A 26,669-nucleotide genomic window follows, 5' to 3' on the forward strand; every position below is an offset into this window, starting at 1 on the left:
AAGATATTGACAACGTAAGGTTAACTTGTTAGAATATAGATATTCAATTTTGAATGTTTAATCATTCAGAGTTAAGTGACGATAGCCTAGGAGATACACCTGTACCCATGCCGAACACAGCAGTTAAGCCCTAGAACGCCGGAAGTAGTTGGGGGTTGCCCCCTGTGAGATAAGGTAGTCGCTTAGCAAGAGATTGAGCCTAGTAGATACTAGGCTCATTTGGGAGTTTAGCTCAGCTGGGAGAGCATCTGCCTTACAAGCAGAGGGTCAGCGGTTCGATCCCGTTAACTCCCATTTAAGCGGGTGTAGTTTAGTGGTAAAACTACAGCCTTCCAAGCTGTTGTCGCGAGTTCGATTCTCGTCACCCGCTTTGAACTTTAGTTCATTTTTACCAAGTTTTTTAACTTGGGCGCGTAGCTCAGGTGGTTAGAGCGCACGCCTGATAAGCGTGAGGTCGGTGGTTCGAGTCCACTCGTGCCCATTAATAGTATGGTCCGTTGGTCAAGGGGTTAAGACACCGCCTTTTCACGGCGGTAACACGGGTTCGAATCCCGTACGGACTATATATTTGGAGGATTACCCAAGTCCGGCTGAAGGGAACGGTCTTGAAAACCGTCAGGCGTGTAAAAGCGTGCGTGGGTTCGAATCCCACATCCTCCTTAATATTAACGCGGGATGGAGCAGCTCGGTAGCTCGTCGGGCTCATAACCCGAAGGTCGTAGGTTCAAATCCTGCTCCCGCAATTTGGCTCGGTAGCTCAGTTGGTAGAGCAATGGATTGAAGCTCCATGTGTCGGCGGTTCGATTCCGTCTCGCGCCATCAATTCAATAATCAGGAAGGGTAGCGAAGAGGCTAAACGCGGCGGACTGTAAATCCGCTCCTTCGGGTTCGGGGGTTCGAATCCCTCCCCTTCCATCCTTTACGGGCATAGTTTAAAGGTAGAACTAAGGTCTCCAAAACCTTCAGTGTGGGTTCAATTCCTACTGCCCGTGTTAATAATTATGGCGGGTGTGGTGAAGTGGTTAACACACCAGATTGTGGCTCTGGCATGCGTGGGTTCGATCCCCATCACTCGCCTATTTATTAATATTATTATTGGGGTATAGCCAAGCGGTAAGGCAAGGGACTTTGACTCCCTCATGCGTTGGTTCGAATCCAGCTACCCCAGTTAAATTTATGCCGGCGTGGCGGAATTGGCAGACGCGCTGGACTCAAAATCCAGTGTCCGCAAGGACGTGCCGGTTCGACCCCGGCCGCCGGTATAGATTAAAAAGGAGTTTTACTCCTTTTTTTGTTTATTTTTTTTCTTTTTTGTGATATAATTAACCGGTAAAGTTTCTTTTAATGAATTAGAAGGAGTTAATTTTGTCTGAAGTTGCAAACAAAATCGATCGATTTTTAAATTCTATTTTATTGTTATCAGAAAATCAGCATGAGATTTTAGTTGGTTCTTGTACAAGTGGTGTTTCATTAACCAACACTCAGGAACATATCTTGATGCTGGTTGCTGATGAAGCTCTAACCAATTCTGTCTTAGCTAAGAAATTGAATGTCAGTCAGGCTGCTATCACGAAGGCCGTGAAGCCCTTATTAAGTCAGGGGATGCTGGAGACTTATCGAGATGAAAATGATGCTCGGGTTCTCTATTATCGCTTAACTGAGATTGGTAAGCCAATTGCATTAGAGCATCAGCACCACCATCAGCATACCCTTCACACTTATGAGGATGTTTTGTCGAAGTTTACCAAGAATGAGCAAGGGGTTATTTCGCGGTTTTTAGATTTATTGGAAGAGGAGTTATAGTTTGAGGTATATTACGGTTTCAAATTTATCGTTCTATTATGATCGAGAACCGGTTTTAGAAGGGATCAATTACTACTTAGATAGTGGAGAGTTTGTTACGCTGACTGGTGAGAATGGGGCTGCTAAGTCAACCTTGATTAAGGCTAGCCTTGGCATCTTACAGCCCAAGGTTGGGACTGTTGAGATTTCAAAGACGAATGTTAAGGGAAAGAAGTTAAGGATTGCTTATTTGCCGCAACAAATTGCTAGTTTTAATGCAGGGTTTCCAAGTACGGTCTATGAATTTGTGAAATCAGGTCGGTATCCTCGTAAAGGATGGTTTCGAAAGTTGAATGAGCACGATGAAAAACATATTCTGAAGAGTTTGGAATCTGTTGGGATGCTGGAGTTCAAGGATCGGGCGATTGGTTCTTTGTCTGGTGGTCAGAAACAGCGTGCTGTCATTGCTCGGATGTTTGCTTCAGATCCGGATATCTTTGTTTTAGATGAACCTACGACAGGGATGGATGCGACGACAAAGAGTGATTTTTATGAGTTGATGCATCACAGTGCGCATCACCATCAAAAATCTGTTTTGATGATTACGCATGATCCTGAAGAGGTTAGCCAATTTGCGGATCGGAATATTCATTTGGTTCGTGACCAAAGCTCTCCTTGGAGATGTTTTAATGTCCATGATACTGAAGGGGAGGGTGACCATGCTTGATTTATTCCAGTATGATTTTATGCAACGGGCCTTGTTGGCTATGGTTGCCATGAGTCTTTTTTCTCCTGTATTAGGGATTTTCTTGATTTTAAGACGGCAGAGTCTTATGAGTGATACGCTAAGTCACGTCTCTCTTGCGGGTGTCGCTTTTGGGCTTTTCCTTGGGATCTCTCCAACGCTCTCGACTATGATCATTGTCATTATTGCTGCGGTTTTTCTTGAGTATTTGCGGACCTTATTTAAGGACTTTATGGAGATCGGGACGGCAATTTTAATGTCCACAGGTCTTGCCCTAGCTTTGGTACTGATGCGTGGTGGTGGGAAGAGCTCGATGAGTTTGGATCAATACTTGTTCGGTTCTACCCTAACCATTACGGATGAACAGGTGATTGCCTTGTTTGTGATTGCTTTTGTTGTATTAGTGTTGACGGCCTTATTCTTGCGTCCTATGTATATTTTGACCTTTGATGAAGATACGGCCTTTGTAGATGGCCTTCCGGTCCGGACCATGTCCATTTTATTTAATGTGGTAACGGGGGTTGCTATCGCCTTAATGATTCCTGCAGCAGGATCGTTATTGGTTTCAACCATCATGGTCTTACCGGCTAGTATTGCGCTGAAATTAGGGAAGAACTTCCGTGGGGTCATGCTGATTGCGGTCATCATTGGTTTTATCGGGATGTTTAGTGGGTTGATTTTGTCTTATATTGCAGATACACCAGCGAGTGCCAGCATCACGCTTTTATTTGTGGCACTGTTCTTGCTTGTGAATCTTGGATCACGTTTGAGGAAATAGATATGAACTTTAAAAAATTTGGTTGGTTATTGTTAGTGGCTTTAACACTTGTTTTGACAGCTTGTGGCAAAAGTCAGAGTCAAAATGGGAAATTAAAAGTGATGACCACTTTTTATCCTGTTTATGATTTTACAAAAAATATTGTCGGAGATGAAGGAACGGTAGACCTGCTCATTGGAGCGGGATCAGAGCCTCATGAATATGAATTGTCTGCTAAGGGGCGGGCTATGATTCAAGATTCGGATGTTTTCGTCTATGAAAATGAAAATATGGAAACGTGGGTTCCAAATCTTTTGAAATCAATGAAGGATAAGAAAACCAAAGTGATCGATGCTACCAAGGGCATGGTCTTGCTTCCTGGATTGGAAGAGGAACATGAACACGAAGGGGGCGAAGAACACCATCATGAATATGATCCTCACCTTTGGCTCTCTCCACATCGTGCCATGAAGATGGTAGAGTCGATTCGTGATCAATTGGTGGCAGCTTATCCAGATAAGAAAAAGACGTTTGAGAAAAATGCCCAAGCCTATCTAAAGAAATTACAGGCCTTGGATCAAGCTTATCAGGATGGATTGAAAGATGCGAAACAAAAGAATTTTGTAACCCAACACGCGGCTTTCCGTTACTTGGCCTTGGATTATGGCTTAAACCAGGTGGCCATTTCAGGGATTTCACCTGATAGCGAGCCTTCTGCTGCACGATTGCGTGAATTGACAGAGTATATCAAGAAAAATGAGATCAAGGTCATTTACTTTGAGGAAAATGCTTCTAAGTCCTTGGCGAAAACCTTGTCTTCTGAAGCTGGTGTTGAGTTGGCTGTCTTAAATCCTTTGGAAAGCCTGACGGATCAAGAAATGAAAGATGGCGAAGACTACGTGTCTGTTATGAAGGAGAATCTGAAGGCGCTAGAGAAAACAACGTCACAAGCTGGTAAGGATATTCAACCGGAACATGAGGAAGATGCTAAGACAGTTCAAAAGGGCTATTTCGAGGATAGTCAAGTGAAGGATCGTAGCTTGGAAAATTATGCGGGTGATTGGAAATCAGTTTATCCATACTTGCAAGATGGAACTTTGGATCAGGTCTTTGATTATAAGGCAAAATTAAATCCAACTATGACGGCTGCTGAGTATAAGGAATATTATACCAAGGGTTACCAAACAGATATTGATCGGATTAAGATTGATAAGGATTCAATGGAGTTTTATCAAAAAGGATCTTCTAAGAAATATACCTATAAATACGTAGGTAAGCACATTTTGACTTATAAGAAGGGAAATCGTGGTGTTCGTTATCTCTTTGAAGCGAAAGAGAGCGATGCGGGAGACTTCAAATATGTTCAATTTAGTGACCATGAAATTACTCCGGCAAAGGCAGCTCACTTCCACATTTTCCATGGAGGAAAGAGTCAAGAAGCGCTTTATGATGAGTTAGAAAATTGGCCAACGTATTATCCTTCCAACTTATCTGGTTTAGAAGTGGCACAGGAAATGCTGGCTCATTAAGAGCTGTATCAAAAGAGAGACTAGGACTGATTATCCCGGTCTCTTTTTGATTAAAAATGGGGAGCAAAGCTTGTCAAATGCTTGAAAATACGTTACAATGAAAGGGCTTTAAATTAAAAAATGTATGGGGAATTTTAAATGAAAAAAGTTGGTGCAATTCTTGTGAGTTTTCTCAGTGTGGTCCTGTTGATAGCTTGTTCGCAACAGGGAACGAGCAAAAAATCAACCACTTCCTCTAGTCAAACGACGACCTCTTCTGAAGTCAAAAAGACGGATGCTTCTAGTTCGGAAGTGAAGGAGAAAGAAAAAAAAGAAGAGAAAAAAGAAGTGAAGAAAATGGATCTTGAAGCGATTGCCAATGGAGACTACAGCAGTATTGCTGGTGTCTGGCAAGATGATAAGGGAAACAAGCTGGTCTTTAACGACAAAGGGTTGGTCTCGCAAGAGTTAGAGGGCTATGGAGCTTCTTTGACGGATTACGGAACCGCCTCAGAAGGCATTTATGGTGGGCGTGATGGAGGCTTCTTGTTGGAGTATATTCCTGCAGGAGTGACCATTGGTGATCAGGTCGATGATCAAGGACAAGTCGTCTTTAAGGACACATCAGATGCCTCTAAAAACCGCTTGTGGTCAGGTGTTGGTATCGCTAGTTTTGGGGAACAAGGCTCGATCTACTATCATGTAGGAGATGAATAATGGAAAAACAGAGGCTGGGACAAAAGTCCTAGCCTCTCAATTATTTTTGGATTGTCGAGCAAGACGCAGTGGTTGAGTGGGCTCTACTACGCTGATTTCATCAGCTTTTACAGCCCTACTAAACTGTGCGGAGGTGGGATGACGAAATCGAATTCTAACGAATTACCGATTTCTGTCCCACTCTCTTTTTCTTATGTATGTGGGGGAAGCCAAGAAAGCTCAAATTGGAGCAATTGGGCTTCAAGGAGATCTTGATGGGAAACCTCTTGTTTTTCTTTGCCATCTAATAGGGCTTTTTGGATGAAATAGGCGCCTGCAGTGTGTGAGTTGGCGCAAATCTTGAGCTCTTGCTTGGGAAGATGGAGAAGGACTTCTTTAAAGAGAGGGAGTCCCAGATCATAGATTGGTTTTCCTGGGCAGGTTGGATAGAGCCCAAGGGCTGACCAGATGTACCAAGCAGATAGACTACCATTGTCCTCATCACCTGGATAGGCTTGGAAATTTTGATGGAAAGCTTGGGAACGGATCTGGTGGATCAGGAGATTGGTGTATTCGGGATGAAGGCTGTGACGGAAGAGGTAGGGAATGTGAAAGCTGGGTTGATTGGAGATGGCGATCTGCCCAAATGGGGCTTGGGCCATTTCACTCATTTCGTGGATTTCATAGCCATATCCTCTTACGTCAAATTGAGGTTTTTGATTGGCCAGATCCAGCAGTCGTTGGGTGAAGGCTTTTTTACCGCCCATTAGCTCTATCAGGCCGGAGAAGTCGTGTAAGGCTCCAAAAGTAGCCTGGGTTGCAGAACATTCTGCATAATCTCCTCCCCAGCTGGTAGGAGAGAAGGGTTCTTTAAAGTTTCCATTAGTGGATCGCGCCCTCATGAAGCCCATTTGGGCATCATACAATGTCCGGTAGGAGAGGCTGGAAGCAGCATAGCGAGCGGCTGTTTCTGTATGCCCCAAGTGCTTGGCAACGGTAGCAATGCAAAAATCACTATAAGCATAATCTAGGCTGTGGCTCACACTTTCGTGAAAATCATCGGGTAGGTAGCCAAGGGCCTTGTAGCTTTCATTGCCATGGCGGCCAAAATGTTGAGTGGGGTCTATTTTTTGGGCCGTCTGGAGCATAGCTGTCAGCATGTTTTCATGTAGGTCTGGTGCGATCCCTTTTGTGACAGCATCCGCAAAGACGCCATCGATGAGGGTACCTGGCATCATTCCTCGTTCATCTGGGGCCAACCATTTTGGTAGAAAACCAGTATCCTTGTAAGTATTTAAAAATCCTTCGAGAAAGTGACGGTAGTAATCGGGGTAGACAAGACTAAAGAGCGGAAAAGAGGTCCGAAAGAGGTCCCAAAAACCGACATTCGTATAAGCTTTTCCTGGTTTGATTTCATTATGAGTAACATCCAGGTGCCAGTCATTTCCCTCGGTATCTGTTTCATAAAAGGTTTGAGGGAAAAGGAGGAGTCGGTACAGGCAATGGTCGAAAAAGGCTTGGTCACGCCCTCCAGCATCTTTTACTTCAATTCGTTTTAGCAGCTGATTCCATTGATCGGCTGCTTCTTTTTTAGCTTCCTCTAGGGAAAGGTGGGGAAGATGACTGTGAGCCATGTCTTGGGACAGATAAGAAGTTCCTAATTGGACGGTCACTTCCTTGCTAGCAAAGGTCAGAAAAAGATCTTGATCGATGTGAGTGACGTTCTCAATCGGCTGGCTAAATTGCCACTGGAGATAGAAAGAGTAGGAAGTATCTGCGGTATGGGCCTGATCCAGAATGTGGAAGTGGCAGGTTTGGTCTGTCAGAGTCAAGTCCTCTAGTTCCTTTGCTGCATGAAAGCAGAGAGTCAGCTTTTCTGGTGCTCGAAAGCGCATGACAGCCCCGTAGCGGCTTGGAACCAGCTCGCTTTGAATCTGATAACGTTCCGAAAAAATCCGAAGGTAGTGGGGCTGGAAAATAGCTTCTTTCATCGAATAACTGCTTTGGCGACGGAAGAGGTCGGAACTTGCAATATCTCCTGTGATGGGCGTGATGAGGCACCAAGCGTAGTCTCCTATCCAAGGACTAGGCTGGTGGGTGAGACGAAATCCCTGAAAAATAGGGAGATTGGGGTTGAAAAACCAAGCCCCTTGTTCGTGTGTCGTCTGAGGAAGGAAGTAGTTCATCCCAAAAGGGACTCCTGTATAAGGGAGGGTGTTTCCGTGGGAATAGTGAGGATGATTATCGCTTCCCCAGCGGGTATCGATGGTTTGGCAATGTGTGCGCATCTTGTCTCCTTTTTCTTCATCAACCTTAAATGATCTGTGTTTTTCTTGGAACACGCGGTGGTATTTTCTTCATTGTATCAAAGTGTTGTCAAATATGATAGCGTTTTTATCAAATGGAAAATTTAGTAGAAAAAGGGCTATAGTTTGCGTATGTATTTCCCTTTTGAAATCTTTTATACTGAATAGGAAAGAATCGATACGTGTGAGGAAAATAAATGACCTATTCAAAAGAAATTGTGCGAGAATGGTTGGATCAAGTGGCTGAGCGAGCTAAGGAGTACCCTGAGTGGGTGGATGTCTTTGAACGTTGTTATACAGACACTTTGGACAATACAGTTGAAATTTTAGAAGATGGTTCAACCTTTGTGTTAACAGGGGACATCCCAGCTATGTGGTTGCGTGACTCGACGGCTCAATTGAGGCCCTATCTTCATGTGGCAAAAAGAGACCCTCGTTTGCGTCAGACCATTGCTGGTTTGGTCAAACGCCAGATGACCTTGATTCTCAAAGATCCCTATGCCAACTCTTTTAATATTGAGGAGAACTGGAAAGGCCATCACGAGACTGACCATACAGATCTCAATGGCTGGATTTGGGAGCGCAAGTATGAGGTGGATTCGCTGTGCTATCCCTTGCAGTTGGCTTACCTCCTTTGGAAGGAAACTGGTGAGACTAGCCAATTTGATGAAACCTTTATCACTGCGACCAAGGAAATCCTTCATCTCTGGGCAGTGGAACAAGACCACAAGAACTCCCCTTATCGCTTCGTTCGGGATACAGATCGTAAGGAAGATACGCTGGTAAATGACGGCTTTGGTCCTGACTTTGCTGTGACAGGGATGACCTGGTCAGCCTTTCGTCCAAGTGATGACTGCTGTCAGTATAGTTACTTGATTCCGTCCAATATGTTCGCAGTCGTTGTCTTGGGTTATGTCCAAGAAATCTTTGCAGCATTGAATCTAGTTGATAGTGAGAGTGTCATTGCAGATGCCAAACGCCTCCAAGCGGAGATTCAAGAAGGGATCGAAAACTACGCCTACACTACTAACAGTAAGGGCGAGAAGATCTATGCCTTTGAGGTAGACGGTTTGGGAAATGCTAGCATCATGGACGACCCTAACGTACCAAGCTTGTTGGCGGCTCCCTATCTGGGCTACTGCGCCATTGACGATGAAGTCTACCAAGCTACTCGTCGGACGATTTTGAGCCCTGAAAATCCATACTTCTATGAAGGGAAGTACGCAAGTGGGCTTGGAAGTTCTCATACCTTCTACCGCTATATCTGGCCGATTGCTCTATCGATTCAAGGGTTGACAACGACAGATAAAGCTGAGAAAAAAGATCTGTTAGACCAGTTGGTTGCCTGCGATGGAGGCACAGGCGTCATGCACGAAAGTTTCCATGTAGATGATCCAACCAAATACTCGCGTGAATGGTTCTCGTGGGCCAACATGATGTTCTGCGAGTTGGTCTTGGATTACTTGGATATTCGCTAATACTCTTCGAAAATCAAATTCAAACCACGTTAGCTTCGCCTTGCCGTATATATGTTACTGACTTCGTCAGTTCTATCTACAACCTCAAAGCAGTGCTTTGAGCAACCTGCGGCTAGCTTCCTAGTTTGCTCTTTGATTTTCATTGAGTATAAGGAGCACGCTTTAGCTTCACTGATTCTTGTTAGAATCACAAGTTTATATTTAAAACATTAAAAATTTAAGTTAGAATGAGGTTTTACTCATGGAAAATGTTGTTGTACATATTATCTCTCACAGCCACTGGGATCGTGAGTGGTATCTACCTTTTGAAAGCCACAGGATGCAATTGGTGGAACTCTTTGACAATCTCTTTGATCTTTTTGAAAATGATCCGGAGTTCAAAAGTTTCCACTTAGATGGACAAACCATTGTCCTTGACGACTATTTAGAAATTCGCCCTGAAAACCGTGACAAGGTGCAGCGTTATATCGACGAGGGCAAGCTCAAGATTGGTCCCTTCTATATTTTGCAGGATGATTACCTAATCTCCAGTGAAGCCAACGTCCGCAATACCTTGATTGGACAAGCTGAATGCGCCAAATGGGGCAAATCTACTCAGATTGGTTACTTCCCTGATACCTTTGGAAATATGGGGCAAGCTCCTCAAATCCTTCAAAAATCAGGGATTCACGTAGCAGCTTTTGGGCGTGGAGTGAAGCCAATCGGATTTGACAACCAAGTCCTCGAAGATGAGCAGTTTACCTCTCAATTTTCTGAAATGTACTGGCAAGGGGCGGATGGTAGCCGTGTGCTGGGTATTCTCTTTGCCAACTGGTACAGTAACGGGAACGAAATTCCAGTGGATAAAGATGAAGCTTTGGCTTTCTGGAAACAAAAATTGGCAGATGTTCGTGACTATGCCTCAACCAACCAATGGTTGATGATGAACGGTTGCGACCACCAACCCGTTCAACGAAACTTGAGTGAAGCTATTCGCGTGGCCAACGAACTGTTCCCTGACGTGACCTTTATCCATAGCTCCTTTGATGAATATGTGCAAGCAGTGGAAAGTGCGCTTCCTGAACAATTATCAACAGTTACGGGAGAATTGACCAGTCAGGAAACGGATGGTTGGTACACACTGGCAAATACGTCTTCCTCTCGGATTTATCTCAAGCAAGCCTTCCAAGAAAACAGCAACTTGCTCGAGCAAGTGGTGGAACCTTTGACCATCATTACTGGTGGGCACAACCACAAGGATCAATTGACCTATGCCTGGAAGACACTCTTACAAAATGCGCCACACGATAGTATTTGTGGATGTAGCGTAGATGATGTTCACCGTGAAATGGAAGTTCGTTTTGCCAAGGTCAACCAAGTCGGAAACTTTGTCAAGACCAACCTTCTCAACGAATGGAAGGGTAAACTAGCAACTCAAAAAGCCCAGAGTGAGCACCTCTTTACGGTCATCAATACTGGCTTGCATAATAAGGTAGATACCGTCAGCACGATTGTCAATGTAGCGGTTTGTCCATTTAAGGAATTGCACCCGACAGAGGGCTTCAAGAAAATGGCCGCTTTGAGCTTGCCAGACTACCACGTAGAAGATTTAGATGGGCATCTTGTAGAAGCAGAGATTGAAGACTTGGGAGCAAGCTTTGGCTATACCCTGCCTAAGGATAAATTCCGCCAACCCTATATTGCGCGTCAAGTGCGCGTGACGGTTCCAGTTCATTTGGCAGCCTTGTCTTGGACGACCTTCCAGCTCTTGGAAGGCAAAGCACCTCATCATGATGGTCTGTTCCAAAATGGGGTGATTGATACGCCATTTGTAACCCTTAGTATCGATGATGGCTTGACCCTCTATGATAAAACGACCAATGAGGCTTATGAGGATTTCCTTCGCTTCGAAGACCGCGGTGATATCGGAAATGAATATATCTACTTCCAACCAAAAGGAACAGAGCCGATCTTTGCTCAACTGAAAGGTTATGAAGTTCTAGAAAACAATGCTCGCTATGCCAAAATCTTGCTCAAGCATGACTTGACCATTCCAGTCAGCGCAGATGAAAAATTGGATGCAGAACAAAGAGGCATTATCGAGTTTATGAACCGCCAGGCAAGACGCTCAGAAGAGCTGACAACCATCCCTCTTGAAACGGAGATGACCATCTTTGTAGATGACCCGCAAATTCGCTTCAAGACGCGCTTCACCAATACAGCCAAGGATCACCGTATCCGCCTCTTGGTGAAAACTCATAACACGCGTCCAAGCAACGACTCGGAAAGCATTTATGAGGTGGTGACACGGCCAAATAAACCGGCCGCTTCTTGGGAAAATCCTGAAAATCCCCAACACCAGCAAGCTTTCGTCAGCTTGTATGATGACGTCAAAGGGGTAACAGTAGCCAATAAAGGTTTACATGAATATGAAATTTTAGGGGATGATACCGTTGCCGTGACCATTCTTCGGGCTTCTGGAGAACTTGGTGACTGGGGCTATTTCCCAACACCAGAAGCACAATGCTTGCGGGCCTTTGAGGTGGAATATGCAGTAGAATGCCATCAATCTCAGGGGCGCTTCTCCGCTTATCGCCGAGCTAAAGCTTTACAGACACCGATGACTAGCCTCCAAGTTGAAAAACAAGAAGGAAGTGTAGCGGCGTCTGGTAGCTTATTCAAGCATACAGCCTTGACACATCCTCAGGTTTGCCCAACAGCCTTTAAGGTGGCTGAGAATGAAGAAGGTTATGTCCTTCGTTACTACAACATGAGTCAAGAAAATATCCGCGTGTCTGAAAAACAACAAACCATTCTTGACTTGTTGGAACGCCCATACCCAGTCCATTTAGGATTATTGGCACCACAGGAAATTCGTACAGAACTCATTCAAAAAGAAGAAATTTAATTTCAAAAAGTAAACATAAACAGAAAGGAGGAGCGAAAAAGTAAGAACCAACTGCAGATTCGCTCCTTTTTGCAGGTGAAAGCAATGACCATTGCAACAATTGATATCGGAGGGACTGGCATTAAGTTTGCTAGTCTAACTCCTGATGGAAAGATTTTAGATAAGACCAGCACCCCAACTCCAGAAACTCTAGAAGAGTTGTTGGCTTGGTTGGATCAACGCTTGTCAGAACGTGACTACCGTGGGATTGCCATGAGTGTGCCAGGAGCCGTTCATCAAGAAACAGGGGTGATTGAGGGGATCAGCGCCATTCCTTACATCCATGGTTTTTCATGGTATGAGGCTCTTTCTCATCATAAGCTCCCTGTCCATCTAGAAAATGATGCCAACTGCGTTGGGCTGAGTGAACTCTTAGCTCATCCTGAGATTGAAAATGCAGCCTGTGTTGTGATTGGTACAGGAATCGGTGGGGCTATGATTATCAATGGCAAGCTTCACCGTGGTCGTCATGGCTTGGGCGGTGAGTTTGGCTACATGACAACCATCGAACCTGCAGCAAAGCTCAATAACTGGTCACAACTCGCTTCTACAGGAAACATGGTTCGCTATGTGATTGAAAAATCTGGTCAGTCTGACTGGAATGGCCGCAAGGTGTACCAAGAGGCGGCAGCAGGCAATGCCCTTTGCCAAGAAGCTATTGAGCGCATGAATCGTAATCTTGCTCAAGGATTGCTCAATATCCAGTACTTGATTGATCCAGATGTGATTAGTCTGGGTGGCTCTATCAGTCAGAACCCTGATTTTATCAAAGGGGTGCAAAAAGCAGTAGATGCTTTTGTCGAAACTTATGAAGAATATACAATTGCTCCAGTGATTCAAGCTTGCACCTATCAGGCAGATGCCAATCTCTACGGTGCCCTTGTGAACTGGTTACAGGAGGAAAACCAATGGTAACTTTTACAGGACTTAGTCCCAAACAAGCCCAATCTATCGAAGTATTAAAAAATCACATTTCTCTACCAGATGTAGAAGTGGCAGTCGCTCAGTCTGACCAAGCTTCTATCTCTATCAAGGGTGAGAAGGGGCAGTATCAACTGACCTACCGTAAACCTCATCAACTCTACCGTGCTTTATCTGTGCTAGCAACAGCTTTAGCAGAAGGGGACAAGGTAGAGATTGAAGAGCAGGCGGCCTATGAAGATTTAGCCTATATGGCGGACTGTTCGCGCAATGCCGTGATCAATGTCGCATCAGCCAAGCAGATGATCGAAGTTCTAGCTCTCATGGGCTACTCAACCTTTGAGCTTTACATGGAAGACACCTATCAAATCGAGGGGCAACCTTACTTTGGCTATTTCCGTGGAGCTTATGCTGCTGAAGAGTTACAGGAAATCGAAAGCTACGCCCAACAGTTTGACATGACTTTTGTCCCCTGCATCCAAACCTTGGCTCACTTATCAGCCTTTGTCAAATGGGGGGTTAAAGAAGTGCAGCAACTCCGCGATGTAGAAGACATTCTCCTCATTGGTGAAGAAAAAGTCTACGACCTGATTGACGGTATGTTTGCGACGTTGTCTAAACTACAAACTCGCAAGGTCAATATCGGGATGGACGAAGCTCACCTGGTTGGTTTGGGACGCTACCTTATCTTGAACGGTGTGGTGGATCGGAGTCTCCTCATGTGCCAACACTTGGAGCGCGTGCTGGATATTGCAGACAAGTATGGTTTCCACTGCCAGATGTGGAGCGATATGTTCTTCAAGCTTATGTCAGCAGATGGTCAGTACGATCGTGATGTCGAAATTCCAGAGGAAACGCGCGTTTATCTAGATCGTCTCAAAGACCGTGTCACCTTGGTTTACTGGGATTATTATCAGGATAGCGAGGAAAAATACAACCGAAACTTCCGTAATCACCACAAGATTAGCCAGGATATCGCCTTTGCAGGTGGGGCTTGGAAGTGGATTGGTTTTACACCACACAACCATTTCAGCCGTCTCATTGCAGTAGAAGCCAATAAAGCCTGCCGTGCCAACCAGATAAAGGAAGTCATTGTGACGGGCTGGGGAGACAATGGTGGGGAAACAGCCCAGTTCTCTATTCTGCCGAGCTTACAAATCTGGGCGGAACTCAGCTACCGCAATGATTTAGAGCGTCTGTCAGCTCACTTCAAGACCAATACAGGCTTATCGGTTGAGGACTTCATGCAGTTGGATCTGGCCAATCTCTTGCCAGACCTACCAGACAATCTCAGTGGGATCAATCCTAACCGTTATGTTTTTTATCAGGATGTTCTCTGCCCAATTCTTGACAAGCACATGACACCTGAACAGGACAAGCCACACTTTGCCAGGGCAGCTGAGACTCTTTCTGACATTAAAGAAAAAGCGGGCGTCTACGCTTATCTCTTTGAAACTCAGTCACAGTTGAATGCTATTTTAAGTAGCAAGGTCGATGTAGGACGACGCATCCGTGAGGCCTATCAAGCAGGTGATAAAGAGAGCTTGCAACAAATCGCTCAGGAAGAATTGCCAAAACTCAGAAGCCAGATTGAACACTTCCATGACCTCTTTAGCCACCAATGGTTGAAAGAAAACAAGGTCTTTGGCTTGGATACCGTAGACATTCGTATGGGTGGACTCTTGCAGCGCATCAAGCGAGCAGAAAGTCGGATTGAAAACTACCTAGCAGGCGAAATCTCTCGTATCAATGAACTAGAAGTAGAGATCTTGCCATTCAACGATTTCTACGGGGATCAGGACTTCGCAGCCACAACGGCTAACCAGTGGCATACTATTGCGACTGCCTCAACCATTTATACAACGTAAAAAATGCCAAGTCGGATGACAGAAATCTCATCCGCGGTCGATAGGAGTAGAAGAGGAGCTGTCTTTACGAACACCCTTTTCTACTCCTTTTTTAAAGCTATGTCATAAATTTGTAGAATTTTTTCTATAATTAGGAGTTTGAAAATATAAATGGGCTATCTTATAATAGGTGATGTAAACGCTACCAAAGCAAATAAACACGCTCAAGGCTCAAAGGGGGGAGTTAAATGAAAAAGTTTGTAAGGACTCTGAGAGAAAATTTCATTTTTCTTTTAATGGTCTTACCTGGTGCAGCGTGGTTAATCTTATTCTTCTATATTCCGGTTTTTGGGAATATCGTAGCATTTAAGGACTATCATATTACAGGAGAGGGCTTCATCGACAGTGTCATGAAGAGTAAATGGGTTGGCTTTGACAACTTCAAGTTCCTCTTTAGTTCCAAAGATGCCTACATTATTACAAGAAATACGGTCTTGTACAACTTAGGATTTATCTTCTTAGGATTGATTGTTTCCGTTGGGATCGCCATCATCTTTAGTGAGTTGAGATCAAAAAGAGTGGTCAAGGTGCTTCAAACCTCCATGCTCTTCCCATACTTCCTATCATGGGTTATCATCAGCTTCTTCACCGATGCCTTCCTTAACGTGGACAAAGGATTGGTCAACCACATCTTAACTTCATTTGGCATGAAGGCCATCAATTTCTATTCGGAATTGTGGATTTGGCCAGCGCTTCTCCTTTTCTTAGGAATCTGGAAAGGCTTTGGTTATAGTAGTGTCATGTATTATGCAACCATCATGGGAATCGATCCAACCTTCTATGAAGCAGCGACCGTGGATGGTGCGTCTAAGTGGCAACGCATTCGCAACATCACCATTCCTCAGTTGTCTTCCTTGATTACAGTCTTGACCATTCTTGCAGTCGGAAATATCTTCCGCGCAGACTTCGGTCTTTTCTACCAAATCCCGCATAATGCTGGAGCGCTCTATAGTGTGACCAACGTTATTGATGTTTATGTCTACAACGGTTTGACCAAGTCAGGGGATATCGGGATGACAGCAGCAGCCGGTCTTTACCAATCGGTAGTAGGTTTGGTTCTTGTTTTAATCTCAAATATCATTGCCCGTCGCATTGATAAGAATGCCGCTCTCTTCTAGAAAGGAGGATCGTATGAAAAAATCAACCATTCAAAAAGAAAAAATTGATAATGTCGGGATCCATTCTTTCAGTAAGAAGAGCAACTTCTTCTTTACCTTGTTGTTGACCTTAGTCGGATTGACCTGTGTACTTCCCTTCATCTTCGTTGTCATGATCTCTTTGACAGACGAACAGAGTTTGGCAGTCCATGGATTCCAATTCTGGCCAGCAAAATTTGGATTTGATGGTTACCTTTTCTTGGTACAGTTCAAAGACAAAATCTTGCAAGCCCTCTTCATTACCTTGTTTGTGACCATTGTGGGAACAGCATGTAATGTCTTTATCACAACAACCTATGCTTATGCGATCTCACGGAGTACCTTTAAATACCGCAAGTTCTTTACCGTATTTTCACTCCTTAGTATGCTCTTTAGTGCAGGGTTGGTACCGGGCTATATTGTTACCACTCAACTCTTGCAATTGGGTGATACCATCGGGGCTTTGATCATCCCAATGTTGCTTAGCCCATTCAATATCATTTTGATGCGGACTTTCTTTAAACGGACCATTCCAGAAGCCATTCTTGAATCTGCTCGGATCGATGGAGCAAGTGAAACACGGATTTTCTTCCAAATTTGCTTGCCACTCTCTCTACCAGGGATTGCGACTATTAGTCTCTTCACCGCTTTAGGATTCTGGAACGACTGGTTCAACGCCCTTCTCTATATTAAGAGTGACAACCTTTACCCATTGCAATACCTCTTGATGCAAATCCAAAACAATATGGATTACATCGCTAAAAATGTCGGGGTATCCGGCCAATTGGCAGGAGCTGTACAATCCATCCCACGGGAAACAGGACGTATGGCTATGGTGGTTGTGGCAACAGTGCCAATCGCCATTCTCTATCCATTCTTCCAACGCTACTTTGTAAAAGGCTTGACCATCGGTGGTGTGAAAGAATAGGAAAATAAGTGAAAATCGACAAGATTTTCAACTCATAACTTAGTCTAAAAAGAAAATAACATAAAGGAGATTTTTCTTATGAAAAATTGGAAAAAATACGCGTTAGCATCTGCTAGTGTCATTGCTCTTGGAGCTACTCTTGCTGCTTGTGGAAGCCTTACAGGTAACAACAAGAAATCAGCAACAACTGAAGACGGTAAACCAATCATCAAGATGTACCAAATCGGTGACAAACCAGATAACTTGGATGTTCTTCTTAAAAATGCCAACAAGATCATTGAAAAGAAAGTTGGCGCAAAATTGGATATCCAATATCTTGGTTGGGGTGACTACGCACAAAAAATGAACGTTATCATCTCATCTGGTGAAAACTATGATATTGCCTTTGCTAATAACTACGTTATCAACGCTCAAAAAGGTGCTTATGCTGACTTGACAGAATTGTACAAGAAAGAAGGGAAAGACCTTTACAAAGCACTTGACCCAGCATACATCAAAGGGAACACTGTAAATGGCAAGATCTATGCTGTTCCAGTAGCAGCCAACGTTGCATCTTCTCAAAACTTTGCCTTCAACGGACCACTTGTTGAAAAATATGGTATCGACATCTCAAACGTCAAAGACTATGCTTCTCTTGAACCAGTCTTGAAAGCCATTAAAGAAAAAGATCCAAACGTTGTTCCATTTGCCATGAACAAGAGCTACGGTGGACCTTCAGATGACTTCGACTATGTAGCTGTTGATGGACTTCCATTCGTTGTTGACTTGAAAGGTGACACTACGAAGATCGTTGACCGTTACACAATCCCTCGTTATGTAGAAAACTTGAAGACTCTTCACAAATACTACGAAGCAGGATACATTCCAAAAGACGTAGCTACAAGCGATACTGGATATGACCTTTCTCAAGATACTTGGTTGGTACGTGAAGAAACAGTAGGACCAGCTGACTACGGCAATAGCTTGCTTTCTCGTGTAGCAAACCGTAAGATCGACATCAAACCATTTACTGAACTTTACAAGAAGAACAACACCACTCAAGTAGCTAACTTTGTTATCTCAAATAACTCTAAGAACAAAGAAAAAGCTATGGAAGTGTTGAACCTCTTGAACACTAACCCAGAACTCTTGAACGGACTTGTTTATGGACCAGAAGGCAAGAACTGGGAAAAAGTTGCCGGCAAAGAAAACCGTGTCAAAGTCTTGGATGGCTACAACGGAAACACTCACATGTCTGGATGGAACACTGGTAACAACTGGATTCTTTACATCAACGAAAACGTAACTGATGAACAAATTGCACAATCTAAGAAAGATTTGGAAACTGCAAAAGAATCTCCAGCACTTGGCTTCATCTTTAACACAGATAAAGTGAAATCAGAAATCACTGCTCTTACAAATACTTTGAACCAATTTGCAGGTGCTATCAATACTGGTACTGTGGATCCTGAAGTAGAAGTTCCTAAGATGCTTGAAAAATTGAAATCAGAAGGTGCTTACCAAAAAGTGCTTGACGAAATGCAAAAACAATACGACGAATTCCTTGCTTCTAAAAAATAAGAACAGGTAGTTCGAAAAAGGCTTTGGAGGAATCTCCAGAGCCTTTTCATGTCTTTATGAAAATAGAACTGTAAATGAAAATCAATATTTCAATTTACCAATGCAAATAAGGGAAAGCGTTTTATTTTTATGGTATAATAGAATCACTAATTGGAAAAGAGGCTGAATGATGGGAAAAATCATCGAGTTCATTTTTACGAGAGTCTATGTTGCTATGCTGGTAACAGGGATTTTTTGGGTCTTGACGATCTGTGGGGGTGTTCTGCTAGGAGTAGGACCGGCTAGTGCCACTATCATGAGCCTCTATGCGGAAAATGGCATGACCTACAAGGACTATCATTGGTCACGCGCTTGGGAACTCTTCAAAGAAAATCTACGCCCGGCTAATCAAGTCTTTTATACCTTCTTTGCCATTGAAGGGGTTCTCCTCTATGGCATGTACCTCATGATCCAGATCCCTCACTTGAATTTCTTCCAAATTTTGGTTCTCTTGTTTAATCTGGTTTTCCTCTTGGTTGCGCCTCTAGCTTATGCCGTTTATTTGAAATTGCAAGTGTATTTTGACCTCTCTTATGCCAACAGTATCAAGCTCAGTTTGATCGGAATGTTGCTGGACATTCGTCCGGTTCTGAAGCTCATCCTTGGAACCGTGCTACTTGGCGTCATTAGCTACTATATGCCAGCCCTTCTCTTTTTCGTCTTGATCGGTGTATGGCATTTCTTTGTCAATGATATCTTTGACCCTGTTTATCAAAACATCCACGAAAAATTGGTATCCTAACGATGAAAAAAATCTGGTTAAGTACGCTTTTAAAATTCTACGCCTATGTCATGGTGGTCATTTTGACCATTATGGGCCTGGTTGTCGCGGGGATCTCTTGGAAAAACCAGCAAGCTGAAGCCGACCGGATCGCCCAACGGGTCTTGACCGAAGTGGTGACGGATCTTGAGACCTCTTATCAACGGGTCACACAAGAAGGTCGTAGCCTCGTTGAAAACCCTGCAAAATTAGAAGGAGTTTATCGCTATTTTACCTTGTCACCATCGGAGTATGAGACTTGGCGATTGAATGCCCAATTCCCTTCTTATATCCAATTGTCCCTACATAAGAATATTGACAGCCTCTATTTGAGCAATAAAAACATCGAGGGCATCGATGTCACCTTGTCTGATTACAAGACGGTATTTGTCTCTACCCGGCAATCGAAGGGGGGCAAGCAAGTCTCAGCGGACCATTACAAGGCTCCTGCGACAGCCATTCCGGTTCCTTTGACAGATCCGACTACGGGTGCTGGAGTTGGGATCGCTTATATGACGCTGGACCAGGAAATTTTGACGGCAGCGATTGATAATGCCAGAGGCGATCTTCCGGTCGCTGTACGGATCTTCACCCCTTTTGGAAAAGAGATGTACCATGAAGGGGATAAGGGGCAATCAAAGGATATTAAATGGCAAACTCGTAGCACGATCTATGGCTACAAGGTGGATGTAGCTGTTTCAGAAAGTTATTTGGTCAAGAAAGGTCTAGCCAACCTGACCACTTTTCTCTCCATTGCTTTCTTGATTTTCTTGATCCTTTACTTATTAATGCGACAAATTTTCAAAAATTACCGTCGCCAAGTCCTTGATCTGGTCGATACCATGAATCTAATCAGTCAAGGCGATAGTGAACGACGGATTGATACCTCGACCAAGGACCAAGAACTGCTGGTTATTGGTAATATGATCAATACCATGTTGGACAATATGGATAAGAATATTCGGGATATCTATCAGCTACAGCTCAGCCAAAAGGATGCCAATATGCGGGCACTACAAGCCCAGATCAATCCCCATTTCATGTACAATACACTGGAATTTATCCGGATGTATGCCGTCATGCAAGAGCAGGATGAATTGGGTGATATTATCTATGAGTTTAGTAGTCTCTTGCGCAATAATATCTCAGATGAGCGAGTGACGACGGTTGAAAATGAGCTCGAATTTTGTCGCAAATACAGCTACCTCTGCATGGTACGTTATCCCAAATCGATCGCCTATGGCTTTAAGATCGATCCAGGTTTGGAAAAAATGAAGATTCCAAAATTCACCATCCAGCCTTTGGTCGAGAACTATTTTGCACATGGAGTGGATCACAAACGCAAGGACAATGTGATTAGTGTCAAAGTCTTGCAAGGAGAAGGGCAAGTCATGATTCTAGTTACTGATAATGGGCGCGGGATGGAAGAAGAACAGCTAGAAAGCATTCAAGAGATACTAGCCAATCGCAATCCACGCTCAGAAATCGAAGAAAAGAGTGGGCGGCAGTCCATCGGAATTATCAATGTTCATGAACGCATGCTACTCTATTTTGGAGATCGCTACCATATCCAAGTCTTCTCCCAACCTTACCATGGAGTGACCTATACGATAACCATTCAAGATGAATAAAGGAGACAGAATGTACAAAGTCTTATTAGTAGACGATGAGTATATGATTACAGAAGGGTTAAAAAAATTAATCCCCTTTGACCACTGGAATATGGAAGTGGTCGCAACTGCTGAAGATGCAGACCAGGCCCTTGATTATGTGCGAGAACGTCCAGTGGATGTGGTGATCACGGATGTCAATATGCCTGGAAAGACCGGACTTCAGATGATTGCAGAGATGAAGGATTTGATTCCAGATGCTGCTTTTATCATTATGTCAGGCTATCAGGATTTTGAATATGTCAAGACAGCCCTCAATTTGCGCGTGGCAGACTACCTGCTCAAACCGGTCAATAAGGTGGAAATGGGCAATATCTTAGAAAAAATTCAGCACCAAATCCAGCAACCAAGCCAAGAGTTAGCCAACCGTTTGATTCACGATGATATCTCTGAGGAAGAGTTTTGTCGGTATATCGCAGGACGAAATTCACTGTGGATTGGGGTTGCTAAGGAGAAAAAAGGCTTTATCAGCTCGTCTTACCAAGTTCTCGGGCAAAATCTTCAACTCTTTATCTCAGATCAAGAAGAAGAAGCCATGATTGAGAAGGCCTTTGAGCCCCTTTATAAGGAGCACTTTCGTCAATTTAAGGACCTAGTGGAGCGGAGCCTCTTTTATGGAGCGACCCCTCTCAATGAAGATGAGGAAGTCTTTAACTACTACGAGCCGGCCTACCGGGTGATCATGCAAGGAAATATCCAACAGATCTTAGAAGAACTGGACTGGTTGGAAAAAATGATCCTTGAGAAGACACCCAAGGTTTCGTTGACCAAGCAACTCTTTATCCAATTTTTGATGGATGTCTTTCATTTGTTTGAATACCTGCAGGGAGATGATTTGGCCGATGTGGTCAAGAAAGTCCAAGAAGCTGCTACCTTTAGCGAGATGATTAGCTTCATCCAGGAAGAGTTGTCCCGTTTCTTATCCCACTATCGGATGAACGAAAATGTAGCGAGTGTCCTCCAAGTGATTAGCCGTGATTACCAAAAAGAGCTGTCACTCAAGGACATTAGTCAGGCTCTCTTTATCAATCCAGTCTATTTAGGCCAATTGATTAAACGAGAAACCAACGCAACGTTCGCAGAACTCCTCAACAAACAGCGGATTAAGGCCGCCCAGCAGCTCCTCTTATCGACCAATGACAGTATTGAAGATATCTGCTATAAGGTCGGTTACAGTAATGTAGGCTATTTTTATAAGGTTTTCCGTAAACTCTGTGGAAAATCGCCTAAAACCTATCGCTTACAAGTCATGACAGAGCATGCAGAAGATGAGTAAAAGGCTGAGACGATTTGTCTCAGCCTTTTGATTGAAGATAAAGTCTTCTTAGAAACTTTCCTTAGGTGAGTACGTGACAGAAGGTCAGAGACCCTGAAGCTAAGTTTTGAGTATTTTTTATTTGACAAATATAAGTAGACAGTGTATACTTTACAAAAAGTAGACGGCGTATACTTTGATAAGGAAAGGTGGTCAAATGAAACGGAATACGGAAGAACTGAAAGAAAAGTTAATTTTGGTCGGCATTGAAGAAATCAGAACTAACGGGATTGACCGGATGTCTATGCGTACAATAGCTCAAAAATGTGGGGTGACTCATGGAGCTCCCTATAAGCATTTTGGAAGTAAAGATAGATATATTCAAGTGGTTATGGAACACTTATCAATGTTCTTTTTGAAAAATATGATACAAGGGATTGATACTTCCATAGATGCAAGAACTCAACTAACTCTGATGGGCTGTAACTTTGTAAGGTTTGCCCAAGAGGAAACCTATCTATTTGAAGCATTATTTATCAAATTCCCATATAACTATATGGAGTTATCCCATGAAACTATTTCAGTCAACTCCTCTTTACCAGGATTTGAACATTTTAAGTCGGTAGCGTTAAGACTTAAAGATGAGGAAAATCTTTCTAGTAGTGACGCAGAAATTTTGATCCATTTTTGGAGTTTTATTGCTGGTTTGGCTCTATTGGTAAGGAGTCCCGTTGGAGAAAGCTTTAAAGAAAATGATGTTCAAAAGACCGTCAGAACGATGCTTGATATTTATATAAAAGGAGATAGCTGATGAATGTTTTAATAATTTATTCACATCCGAATGAAACAAGTTATAATGCATCAATCCTTCAAACTGTGCAAAAGCATTTAGCACCAGAGCATAGGGTTAAAATAGTAGACTTATATAAAGAAAACTTTGATCCGGTTTTACGTTTTGATGAAAGGCATAAAAGGAGAGATTTACAGCATAATGAAGACATGAAACCGTATAGAGATTTATTGAGTTGGGCGGATCAGTTGATTTTTATTTTCCCTACTTGGTGGAGTGGAATGCCAGCTATTTTAAAAGGTTTTATTGATCGTGTTTTTGTTGCAGGTTTTGCTTATCAGAATGGACCTCGAGGTCCGGTGGGGCAACTAGATGGAAAAGCATGGATCATTACGACGCATAATACGCCAAAAATTTTTCTTCCTTTTTCTCAAGACTACGCAAAGGTTCTAAAATCCCAAATCTTGAAACCCTGTGGTATTAAACCGGTTAAAGTGACACAAGTTACACGAGTGGAATATATGAGTGATCGTCAACGGAAAGAAGAACTCGAAAAAATCGCACAAATAGCAAAAAGGATTTAAAAAGTGCTTTACAAGTCATGACAGAGCATGCAGAAGATGAGTAAAAAGGCTGAGACAAATCGTCTCAGCCTTTTTACTTTAAGTCCTTTGTATCTTGATTTTCCCAACTAGAAGCTCAGCTTCAATGGTGATTTCTGTGAGTTGGGTCCAGTCGATTTTTTCTTGGTCAACGTGAAATAGAAGAGGGGTCATAGCGAGGAGCGCTTGGCGTTCTTCAGGAGTTAAACTCTTGGTGAGGCTGACTGTTTCGGATGAGAGAATTTGGCAGTGGTCTTCAAAGTGCTCCAAAATTTCCTGGTTGGAGTAGGATTGCTTGGTCAATTGATCTTGGGCCAACTGACGAATTTCTTTCAGATGAGAAGAGGTTGGGACGACTTTAATGATCACCCCTTCAGCCTTTAAGACACGCTCAAATTCAGCGTAATTAGCCGGGGAGAAGATGTCCAAAATGACCTCTATACTCTTGGATTGAATGGGTAAATGAGCCAAGTCTCCTACAAACCAATTGACCTTCCAGCTAGCGTCACTCTTGGCAGCTAGTTGCACAGATTCCTTTGAAAGATCAAAGGCATAGAAAGTAGCTTCGGGATAAGCTTCTTGTAGCTTTCGGGAGTAATAGCCTTCTCCACAACCGGTATCTAGAATCTTGGCATCACTGGTCGGAATTTTTTGTCCGATCGCTGTTAGAATCGGCTCATAAAAACCTGCTTCTAGGATTAGCTGGCGATTCTGGAAATTTTCTTTGTCATAGTCCTTTGATTGTTTGATCTGGGGAGCCAGGTTGACATAGCCAAATTTAGCCAAATCAAAAGAATGGCCCTTGGGACATTTAAAACTGGTCTCCACAAGTTCTAGGTCCAGTTGACAGATGGGACAGGCAAAAGCAGTGGCTGTTTGAAATCGTTGTAATTTTGGTTTAATCGGTGTATTCATATTAGTAGTGTAACAAAAGAGCCTCTAGATAGCAACCGATGCTCTAATAGAGTACCAAACAGAATATGAGCTGATAGAAAAAGGAAATTCACTGATGCCAATTTTAAAGGACTTGAATCAATGGGGAAAAGAATGGCTGCAATAAATTTTTTCCTCATTTTAATCTCTTCTATCTCGCCACTCATCTCTTCATTTTGACCACTTATCCCCAAAAGCCATTTTTTAAGCGGCTTTTTTGTTAGACTGGTTTTATCAAAAGGAGAGAGAACATGATATTACAAGCTAAAAACATCAGTAAACGATATGGAAATCATTTAGCCGTAAACAATATTCATTTACAGTTTGAAAAGGGAACCTTTAATGCGATTCTAGGACCAAATGGGGCGGGGAAATCAACGACGATTTCCATGTTGATTGGTTTGAAACAACCAACGCAAGGTGAAATCATCTATGAACCAGGTACTAAAATTGGTGTGGTCTTCCAAACCAGTGTTTTAGATGAGATGCTAACGGTTAGAGAAAATTTGACCATTCGTGCGAGACAGTACAAAGACCTAAAACCAAATCGTGTGTCTGATCTTATTGATCGGCTAGGTCTATCAGCTTTCCAAAAGCAGAAATACGGGACGCTTTCAGGTGGCCAAAAGCGTCGGGTTGACATTGCGCGTGCCCTGCTCTCACAACCAGATATTCTGTTCTTAGACGAACCAACGACAGGTTTGGATATCCAAACCCGAAAGTCTATTTGGGATTTGCTCTATCAATTGCAGAAAGAAGAGGGGATGACTGTTGTTTTGACCACGCATTATCTTGACGAAGCAGATGAAGCTGATCAGATTTATATTGTAGACCATGGGGAAGTGATTGCTCAAGGATCGGCACTAGATATTAAGAGTCAGTATGCTACTAATATCTTGAAGATTCGTTTCAAGGAGATGCAGCAGATAGAAAGTCTCAAATCTTCGGGAATGTCAGTAGAGCAACAAAGTCAATTGGAGTATATTTTTCAACCCAAGAGTGAAAGGGAAGCCATTGATTACCTGGCGCAAGTTAGAGATAATCTAGCCCATTTTGAGTTTCGTCCAGGGACCATGGATGATGCCTTTATTGCACTTACAGGAAGGGAGGTTCGCTAATGCTAGCCTTACTAAAGCGAAATTTTTTATTGTACTTCAGAAATCGTTCAGGAGTTTTCTTCTCTCTGTTGGGAGCCTTGATTTCCTTTATTCTTTATATTATTTTTCTTCAAAAAAATCTAACAGATGCTTGGGCTCAGCTCCCCAATAGTGGTCCTGTGTTAAATAATTGGTTAATGAGTGGGACGCTGGCTGTGACAGGGATTACGACAAGTCTGGCTGCCCTGACTCAGCTAGTAAAGGATCGTGAACATCAAGTAGATCAGGATCTTTATTTATCGGATCAAGGAAAGTGGCGGTTACCATTTTCGTATCTAACGAGCGCAATCATCATCTCTTTTTTCATGCAGGCCCTTATGTATGTGCTGATGTGTGGCTATTTTAGAGAAGTTCCAGCACTGTCTTTATTACCTGAAGTACTCCTTATTATGCTGCTTAGTAGCCTGCTTTCTAGTTTAGTGAATGCCATTTTTGTTTATTTTTTCCATTCCGTAGACAGTCTTGGGAAGTTTTCGACCATAGTGGGTACAGCTTCTGGTTTTTTGGTAGGGACTTATGTACCTTTAGGTGTTCTACCTGATTTTGCACAACTACTAATGAAATGTACTCCAGCAACTTATATTGCTGCACTTTATCGACAAGTACTCATGAAAGAAGCAGTGAGCGAAACCTTTAAGGGGCGAGATGATCTTCTTCGAGAATTTCAAGAAAAAATGGGTGTTCAGCTCAAATGGCAAGCCTTATTGACAAAGGAACAAACATACCTTATAGTGTTAGGTGGTATTCTTCTAGCTTTGGGGATTTGGGTTCCCTTAGCAAAAAGATCGAATAAAAGAAAGTAAGTGAGAATTG

At 43.1% G+C, this 26,669-nt stretch carries 21 protein-coding genes, 12 tRNA genes, 1 rRNA gene and 1 pseudogene; 33 read left to right on the forward strand and 2 right to left on the reverse strand.

All coding sequences use genetic code 11. The features are described from left to right. The first annotated feature begins 71 nt into the window (after positions 1-71). The 18 genes from rrf (at position 72) to NML76_RS05950 (ending at position 5,509) form a co-directional block, all read left to right on the forward strand. A 5S ribosomal RNA gene (gene rrf / locus NML76_RS05865) occupies positions 72-187 on the forward strand. Positions 188-221: 34 nt separating this feature from the next. After that, positions 222-294 (forward strand) — tRNA-Val (locus NML76_RS05870). Positions 295-299: 5 nt separating this feature from the next. Continuing rightward, positions 300-370 (forward strand) — tRNA-Gly (locus NML76_RS05875). A 37-nt stretch (positions 371-407) separates the two neighbouring features. After that, positions 408-481, forward strand: a tRNA-Ile gene (locus NML76_RS05880). A 10-nt stretch (positions 482-491) separates the two neighbouring features. Next, a tRNA-Glu gene (locus NML76_RS05885) sits at positions 492-563 on the forward strand. Between the two features lie 7 nt (positions 564-570). Then, positions 571-660: transfer RNA gene (locus NML76_RS05890), tRNA-Ser, on the forward strand. Between the two features lie 9 nt (positions 661-669). Then, positions 670-743 (forward strand) — tRNA-Met (locus NML76_RS05895). 3 nt (positions 744-746) lie between these two features. Beyond that, positions 747-819, forward strand: a tRNA-Phe gene (locus NML76_RS05900). Positions 820-834: 15 nt separating this feature from the next. Continuing rightward, positions 835-915 (forward strand) — tRNA-Tyr (locus NML76_RS05905). Positions 916-921: 6 nt separating this feature from the next. Continuing rightward, positions 922-992: transfer RNA gene (locus tag NML76_RS05910), tRNA-Trp, on the forward strand. Between the two features lie 12 nt (positions 993-1,004). Beyond that, positions 1,005-1,077: transfer RNA gene (locus NML76_RS05915), tRNA-His, on the forward strand. 19 nt (positions 1,078-1,096) lie between these two features. Further along, positions 1,097-1,168: transfer RNA gene (locus NML76_RS05920), tRNA-Gln, on the forward strand. 10 nt (positions 1,169-1,178) lie between these two features. Next, positions 1,179-1,262, forward strand: a tRNA-Leu gene (locus NML76_RS05925). Between the two features lie 103 nt (positions 1,263-1,365). Continuing rightward, positions 1,366-1,803, forward strand: a complete 438-nt coding sequence (locus NML76_RS05930; RefSeq protein ID WP_003004547.1) for a zinc-dependent MarR family transcriptional regulator — start codon at positions 1,366-1,368, stop codon at positions 1,801-1,803. A 1-nt stretch (position 1,804) separates the two neighbouring features. Beyond that, a complete protein-coding gene (locus NML76_RS05935; protein ID WP_118397159.1) occupies positions 1,805-2,509 on the forward strand; it encodes a metal ABC transporter ATP-binding protein in 705 nt (234 codons plus the stop codon). Continuing rightward, entirely contained in the window at positions 2,502-3,305 is an 804-nt protein-coding gene (locus NML76_RS05940) for a metal ABC transporter permease (protein ID WP_003009676.1), read from the forward strand. The genes NML76_RS05935 and NML76_RS05940 overlap by 8 nt, the downstream gene beginning before the upstream one ends. Positions 3,306-3,307: 2 nt before the next feature. Then, positions 3,308-4,813, forward strand: coding sequence for a zinc ABC transporter substrate-binding protein AdcA (locus NML76_RS05945; protein ID WP_254732980.1), 1,506 nt, complete (start codon positions 3,308-3,310; stop codon positions 4,811-4,813). A 138-nt stretch (positions 4,814-4,951) separates the two neighbouring features. Beyond that, positions 4,952-5,509 (forward strand): DUF6287 domain-containing protein, encoded by a 558-nt coding sequence (locus NML76_RS05950; protein ID WP_195423814.1) that lies wholly within the window; start codon positions 4,952-4,954, stop codon positions 5,507-5,509. Between the two features lie 191 nt (positions 5,510-5,700). Here the strand turns inward: NML76_RS05950 and NML76_RS05955 are convergent, their stop codons facing one another. Next, complete coding sequence (locus tag NML76_RS05955; protein WP_195423816.1) at positions 5,701-7,776, reverse strand: GH92 family glycosyl hydrolase; 2,076 nt, start codon at positions 7,774-7,776, stop codon at positions 5,701-5,703. 215 nt (positions 7,777-7,991) lie between these two features. Between NML76_RS05955 and NML76_RS05960 the strand changes: the two genes are divergently transcribed. From NML76_RS05960 to NML76_RS06015, 12 genes are all read left to right on the forward strand, one after another. Further along, positions 7,992-9,272 carry a glycoside hydrolase family 125 protein gene (locus NML76_RS05960; protein ID WP_254732982.1) on the forward strand — a complete coding sequence of 427 codons (1,281 nt, stop codon included), beginning with the start codon at positions 7,992-7,994 and terminating at the stop codon, positions 9,270-9,272. 241 nt (positions 9,273-9,513) lie between these two features. Beyond that, a complete protein-coding gene (locus NML76_RS05965) occupies positions 9,514-12,159 on the forward strand; it encodes an alpha-mannosidase (protein ID WP_195190114.1) in 2,646 nt (881 codons plus the stop codon). An 84-nt stretch (positions 12,160-12,243) separates the two neighbouring features. Continuing rightward, positions 12,244-13,113: an ROK family protein gene (locus tag NML76_RS05970; protein WP_195190115.1), complete on the forward strand. Its 870-nt coding sequence runs from the start codon at positions 12,244-12,246 to the stop codon at positions 13,111-13,113. Continuing rightward, positions 13,107-14,987, forward strand: coding sequence for a beta-N-acetylhexosaminidase (locus tag NML76_RS05975; protein ID WP_049503822.1), 1,881 nt, complete (start codon positions 13,107-13,109; stop codon positions 14,985-14,987). Before NML76_RS05970 ends, NML76_RS05975 begins: the two co-directional genes overlap by 7 nt. Positions 14,988-15,214: 227 nt before the next feature. Then, entirely contained in the window at positions 15,215-16,144 is a 930-nt protein-coding gene (locus NML76_RS05980; RefSeq protein WP_118228506.1) for a sugar ABC transporter permease, read from the forward strand. Positions 16,145-16,157: 13 nt separating this feature from the next. After that, positions 16,158-17,090 carry a carbohydrate ABC transporter permease gene (locus NML76_RS05985; RefSeq protein WP_070587891.1) on the forward strand — a complete coding sequence of 311 codons (933 nt, stop codon included), beginning with the start codon at positions 16,158-16,160 and terminating at the stop codon, positions 17,088-17,090. Between the two features lie 78 nt (positions 17,091-17,168). Further along, complete coding sequence (locus tag NML76_RS05990) at positions 17,169-18,650, forward strand: ABC transporter substrate-binding protein (RefSeq protein WP_118096013.1); 1,482 nt, start codon at positions 17,169-17,171, stop codon at positions 18,648-18,650. A gap of 169 nt (positions 18,651-18,819) precedes the next feature. Continuing rightward, positions 18,820-19,431, forward strand: coding sequence for a YesL family protein (locus tag NML76_RS05995; protein ID WP_118096012.1), 612 nt, complete (start codon positions 18,820-18,822; stop codon positions 19,429-19,431). 2 nt (positions 19,432-19,433) lie between these two features. Then, positions 19,434-21,080, forward strand: coding sequence for a sensor histidine kinase (locus NML76_RS06000; protein ID WP_254732984.1), 1,647 nt, complete (start codon positions 19,434-19,436; stop codon positions 21,078-21,080). A 10-nt stretch (positions 21,081-21,090) separates the two neighbouring features. Then, entirely contained in the window at positions 21,091-22,395 is a 1,305-nt protein-coding gene (locus NML76_RS06005) for a response regulator transcription factor (RefSeq protein WP_070594711.1), read from the forward strand. Positions 22,396-22,591: 196 nt separating this feature from the next. Continuing rightward, complete coding sequence (locus NML76_RS06010) at positions 22,592-23,185, forward strand: TetR/AcrR family transcriptional regulator (protein WP_070594712.1); 594 nt, start codon at positions 22,592-22,594, stop codon at positions 23,183-23,185. Next, positions 23,185-23,748 carry an NAD(P)H-dependent oxidoreductase gene (locus NML76_RS06015; RefSeq protein ID WP_014712763.1) on the forward strand — a complete coding sequence of 188 codons (564 nt, stop codon included), beginning with the start codon at positions 23,185-23,187 and terminating at the stop codon, positions 23,746-23,748. The genes NML76_RS06010 and NML76_RS06015 overlap by 1 nt, the downstream gene beginning before the upstream one ends. A 78-nt stretch (positions 23,749-23,826) precedes the next feature. On the opposite strand, the gene NML76_RS06020 is transcribed toward NML76_RS06015, so the two are convergent. Further along, on the reverse strand, positions 23,827-24,681 hold the full coding sequence (locus NML76_RS06020; protein WP_118096004.1) for a putative RNA methyltransferase: 855 nt from the start codon (positions 24,679-24,681) through the stop codon (positions 23,827-23,829). 58 nt (positions 24,682-24,739) lie between these two features. Here NML76_RS06020 and NML76_RS06025 point away from each other — a divergent pair. The 3 genes and pseudogenes from NML76_RS06025 to NML76_RS06035 form a co-directional block, all read left to right on the forward strand. After that, positions 24,740-24,826: pseudogene (locus NML76_RS06025) on the forward strand (winged helix-turn-helix transcriptional regulator); the annotation flags it as partial. 124 nt (positions 24,827-24,950) lie between these two features. Next, the gene (locus tag NML76_RS06030) at positions 24,951-25,817 is read left to right on the forward strand and encodes an ABC transporter ATP-binding protein (RefSeq protein ID WP_070674615.1); all 867 of its coding nucleotides are present in this window, start codon (positions 24,951-24,953) and stop codon (positions 25,815-25,817) included. Continuing rightward, a complete protein-coding gene (locus NML76_RS06035) occupies positions 25,817-26,659 on the forward strand; it encodes an ABC transporter permease (RefSeq protein WP_049472885.1) in 843 nt (280 codons plus the stop codon). The genes NML76_RS06030 and NML76_RS06035 overlap by 1 nt, the downstream gene beginning before the upstream one ends. Positions 26,660-26,669 lie beyond the last annotated feature (10 nt).

It is taken from the genome of Streptococcus sp. CF8_Ac1-9 (assembly GCF_024295565.1).
In the GTDB taxonomy this organism is placed as follows: Bacteria; Bacillota; Bacilli; order Lactobacillales; family Streptococcaceae; genus Streptococcus; species Streptococcus parasanguinis_X.

Excerpts from the sequence above, each read along its gene's own strand:
- NML76_RS06035 (WP_049472885.1), top strand. The coding sequence starts at position 25,817 with ATGCTAGCCTTACTAAAGCGAAATTTTTTATTGTACTTCAGAAATCGT.
- NML76_RS05955 (WP_195423816.1), bottom strand. The coding sequence starts at position 7,776 with ATGCGCACACATTGCCAAACCATCGATACCCGCTGGGGAAGCGATAAT.
- NML76_RS05990 (WP_118096013.1), top strand. The coding sequence starts at position 17,169 with ATGAAAAATTGGAAAAAATACGCGTTAGCATCTGCTAGTGTCATTGCT.
- NML76_RS05975 (WP_049503822.1), top strand. The coding sequence starts at position 13,107 with ATGGTAACTTTTACAGGACTTAGTCCCAAACAAGCCCAATCTATCGAA.
- NML76_RS06020 (WP_118096004.1), bottom strand. The coding sequence starts at position 24,681 with ATGAATACACCGATTAAACCAAAATTACAACGATTTCAAACAGCCACT.
- NML76_RS05960 (WP_254732982.1), top strand. The coding sequence starts at position 7,992 with ATGACCTATTCAAAAGAAATTGTGCGAGAATGGTTGGATCAAGTGGCT.
- NML76_RS05940 (WP_003009676.1), top strand. The coding sequence starts at position 2,502 with ATGCTTGATTTATTCCAGTATGATTTTATGCAACGGGCCTTGTTGGCT.
- NML76_RS05970 (WP_195190115.1), top strand. The coding sequence starts at position 12,244 with ATGACCATTGCAACAATTGATATCGGAGGGACTGGCATTAAGTTTGCT.
- NML76_RS06000 (WP_254732984.1), top strand. The coding sequence starts at position 19,434 with ATGAAAAAAATCTGGTTAAGTACGCTTTTAAAATTCTACGCCTATGTC.
- NML76_RS06010 (WP_070594712.1), top strand. The coding sequence starts at position 22,592 with ATGAAACGGAATACGGAAGAACTGAAAGAAAAGTTAATTTTGGTCGGC.
- NML76_RS05950 (WP_195423814.1), top strand. The coding sequence starts at position 4,952 with ATGAAAAAAGTTGGTGCAATTCTTGTGAGTTTTCTCAGTGTGGTCCTG.
- NML76_RS06030 (WP_070674615.1), top strand. The coding sequence starts at position 24,951 with ATGATATTACAAGCTAAAAACATCAGTAAACGATATGGAAATCATTTA.
- NML76_RS06005 (WP_070594711.1), top strand. The coding sequence starts at position 21,091 with ATGTACAAAGTCTTATTAGTAGACGATGAGTATATGATTACAGAAGGG.
- NML76_RS06015 (WP_014712763.1), top strand. The coding sequence starts at position 23,185 with ATGAATGTTTTAATAATTTATTCACATCCGAATGAAACAAGTTATAAT.
- NML76_RS05965 (WP_195190114.1), top strand. The coding sequence starts at position 9,514 with ATGGAAAATGTTGTTGTACATATTATCTCTCACAGCCACTGGGATCGT.
- NML76_RS05980 (WP_118228506.1), top strand. The coding sequence starts at position 15,215 with ATGAAAAAGTTTGTAAGGACTCTGAGAGAAAATTTCATTTTTCTTTTA.
- NML76_RS05985 (WP_070587891.1), top strand. The coding sequence starts at position 16,158 with ATGAAAAAATCAACCATTCAAAAAGAAAAAATTGATAATGTCGGGATC.
- NML76_RS05995 (WP_118096012.1), top strand. The coding sequence starts at position 18,820 with ATGGGAAAAATCATCGAGTTCATTTTTACGAGAGTCTATGTTGCTATG.
- NML76_RS05945 (WP_254732980.1), top strand. The coding sequence starts at position 3,308 with ATGAACTTTAAAAAATTTGGTTGGTTATTGTTAGTGGCTTTAACACTT.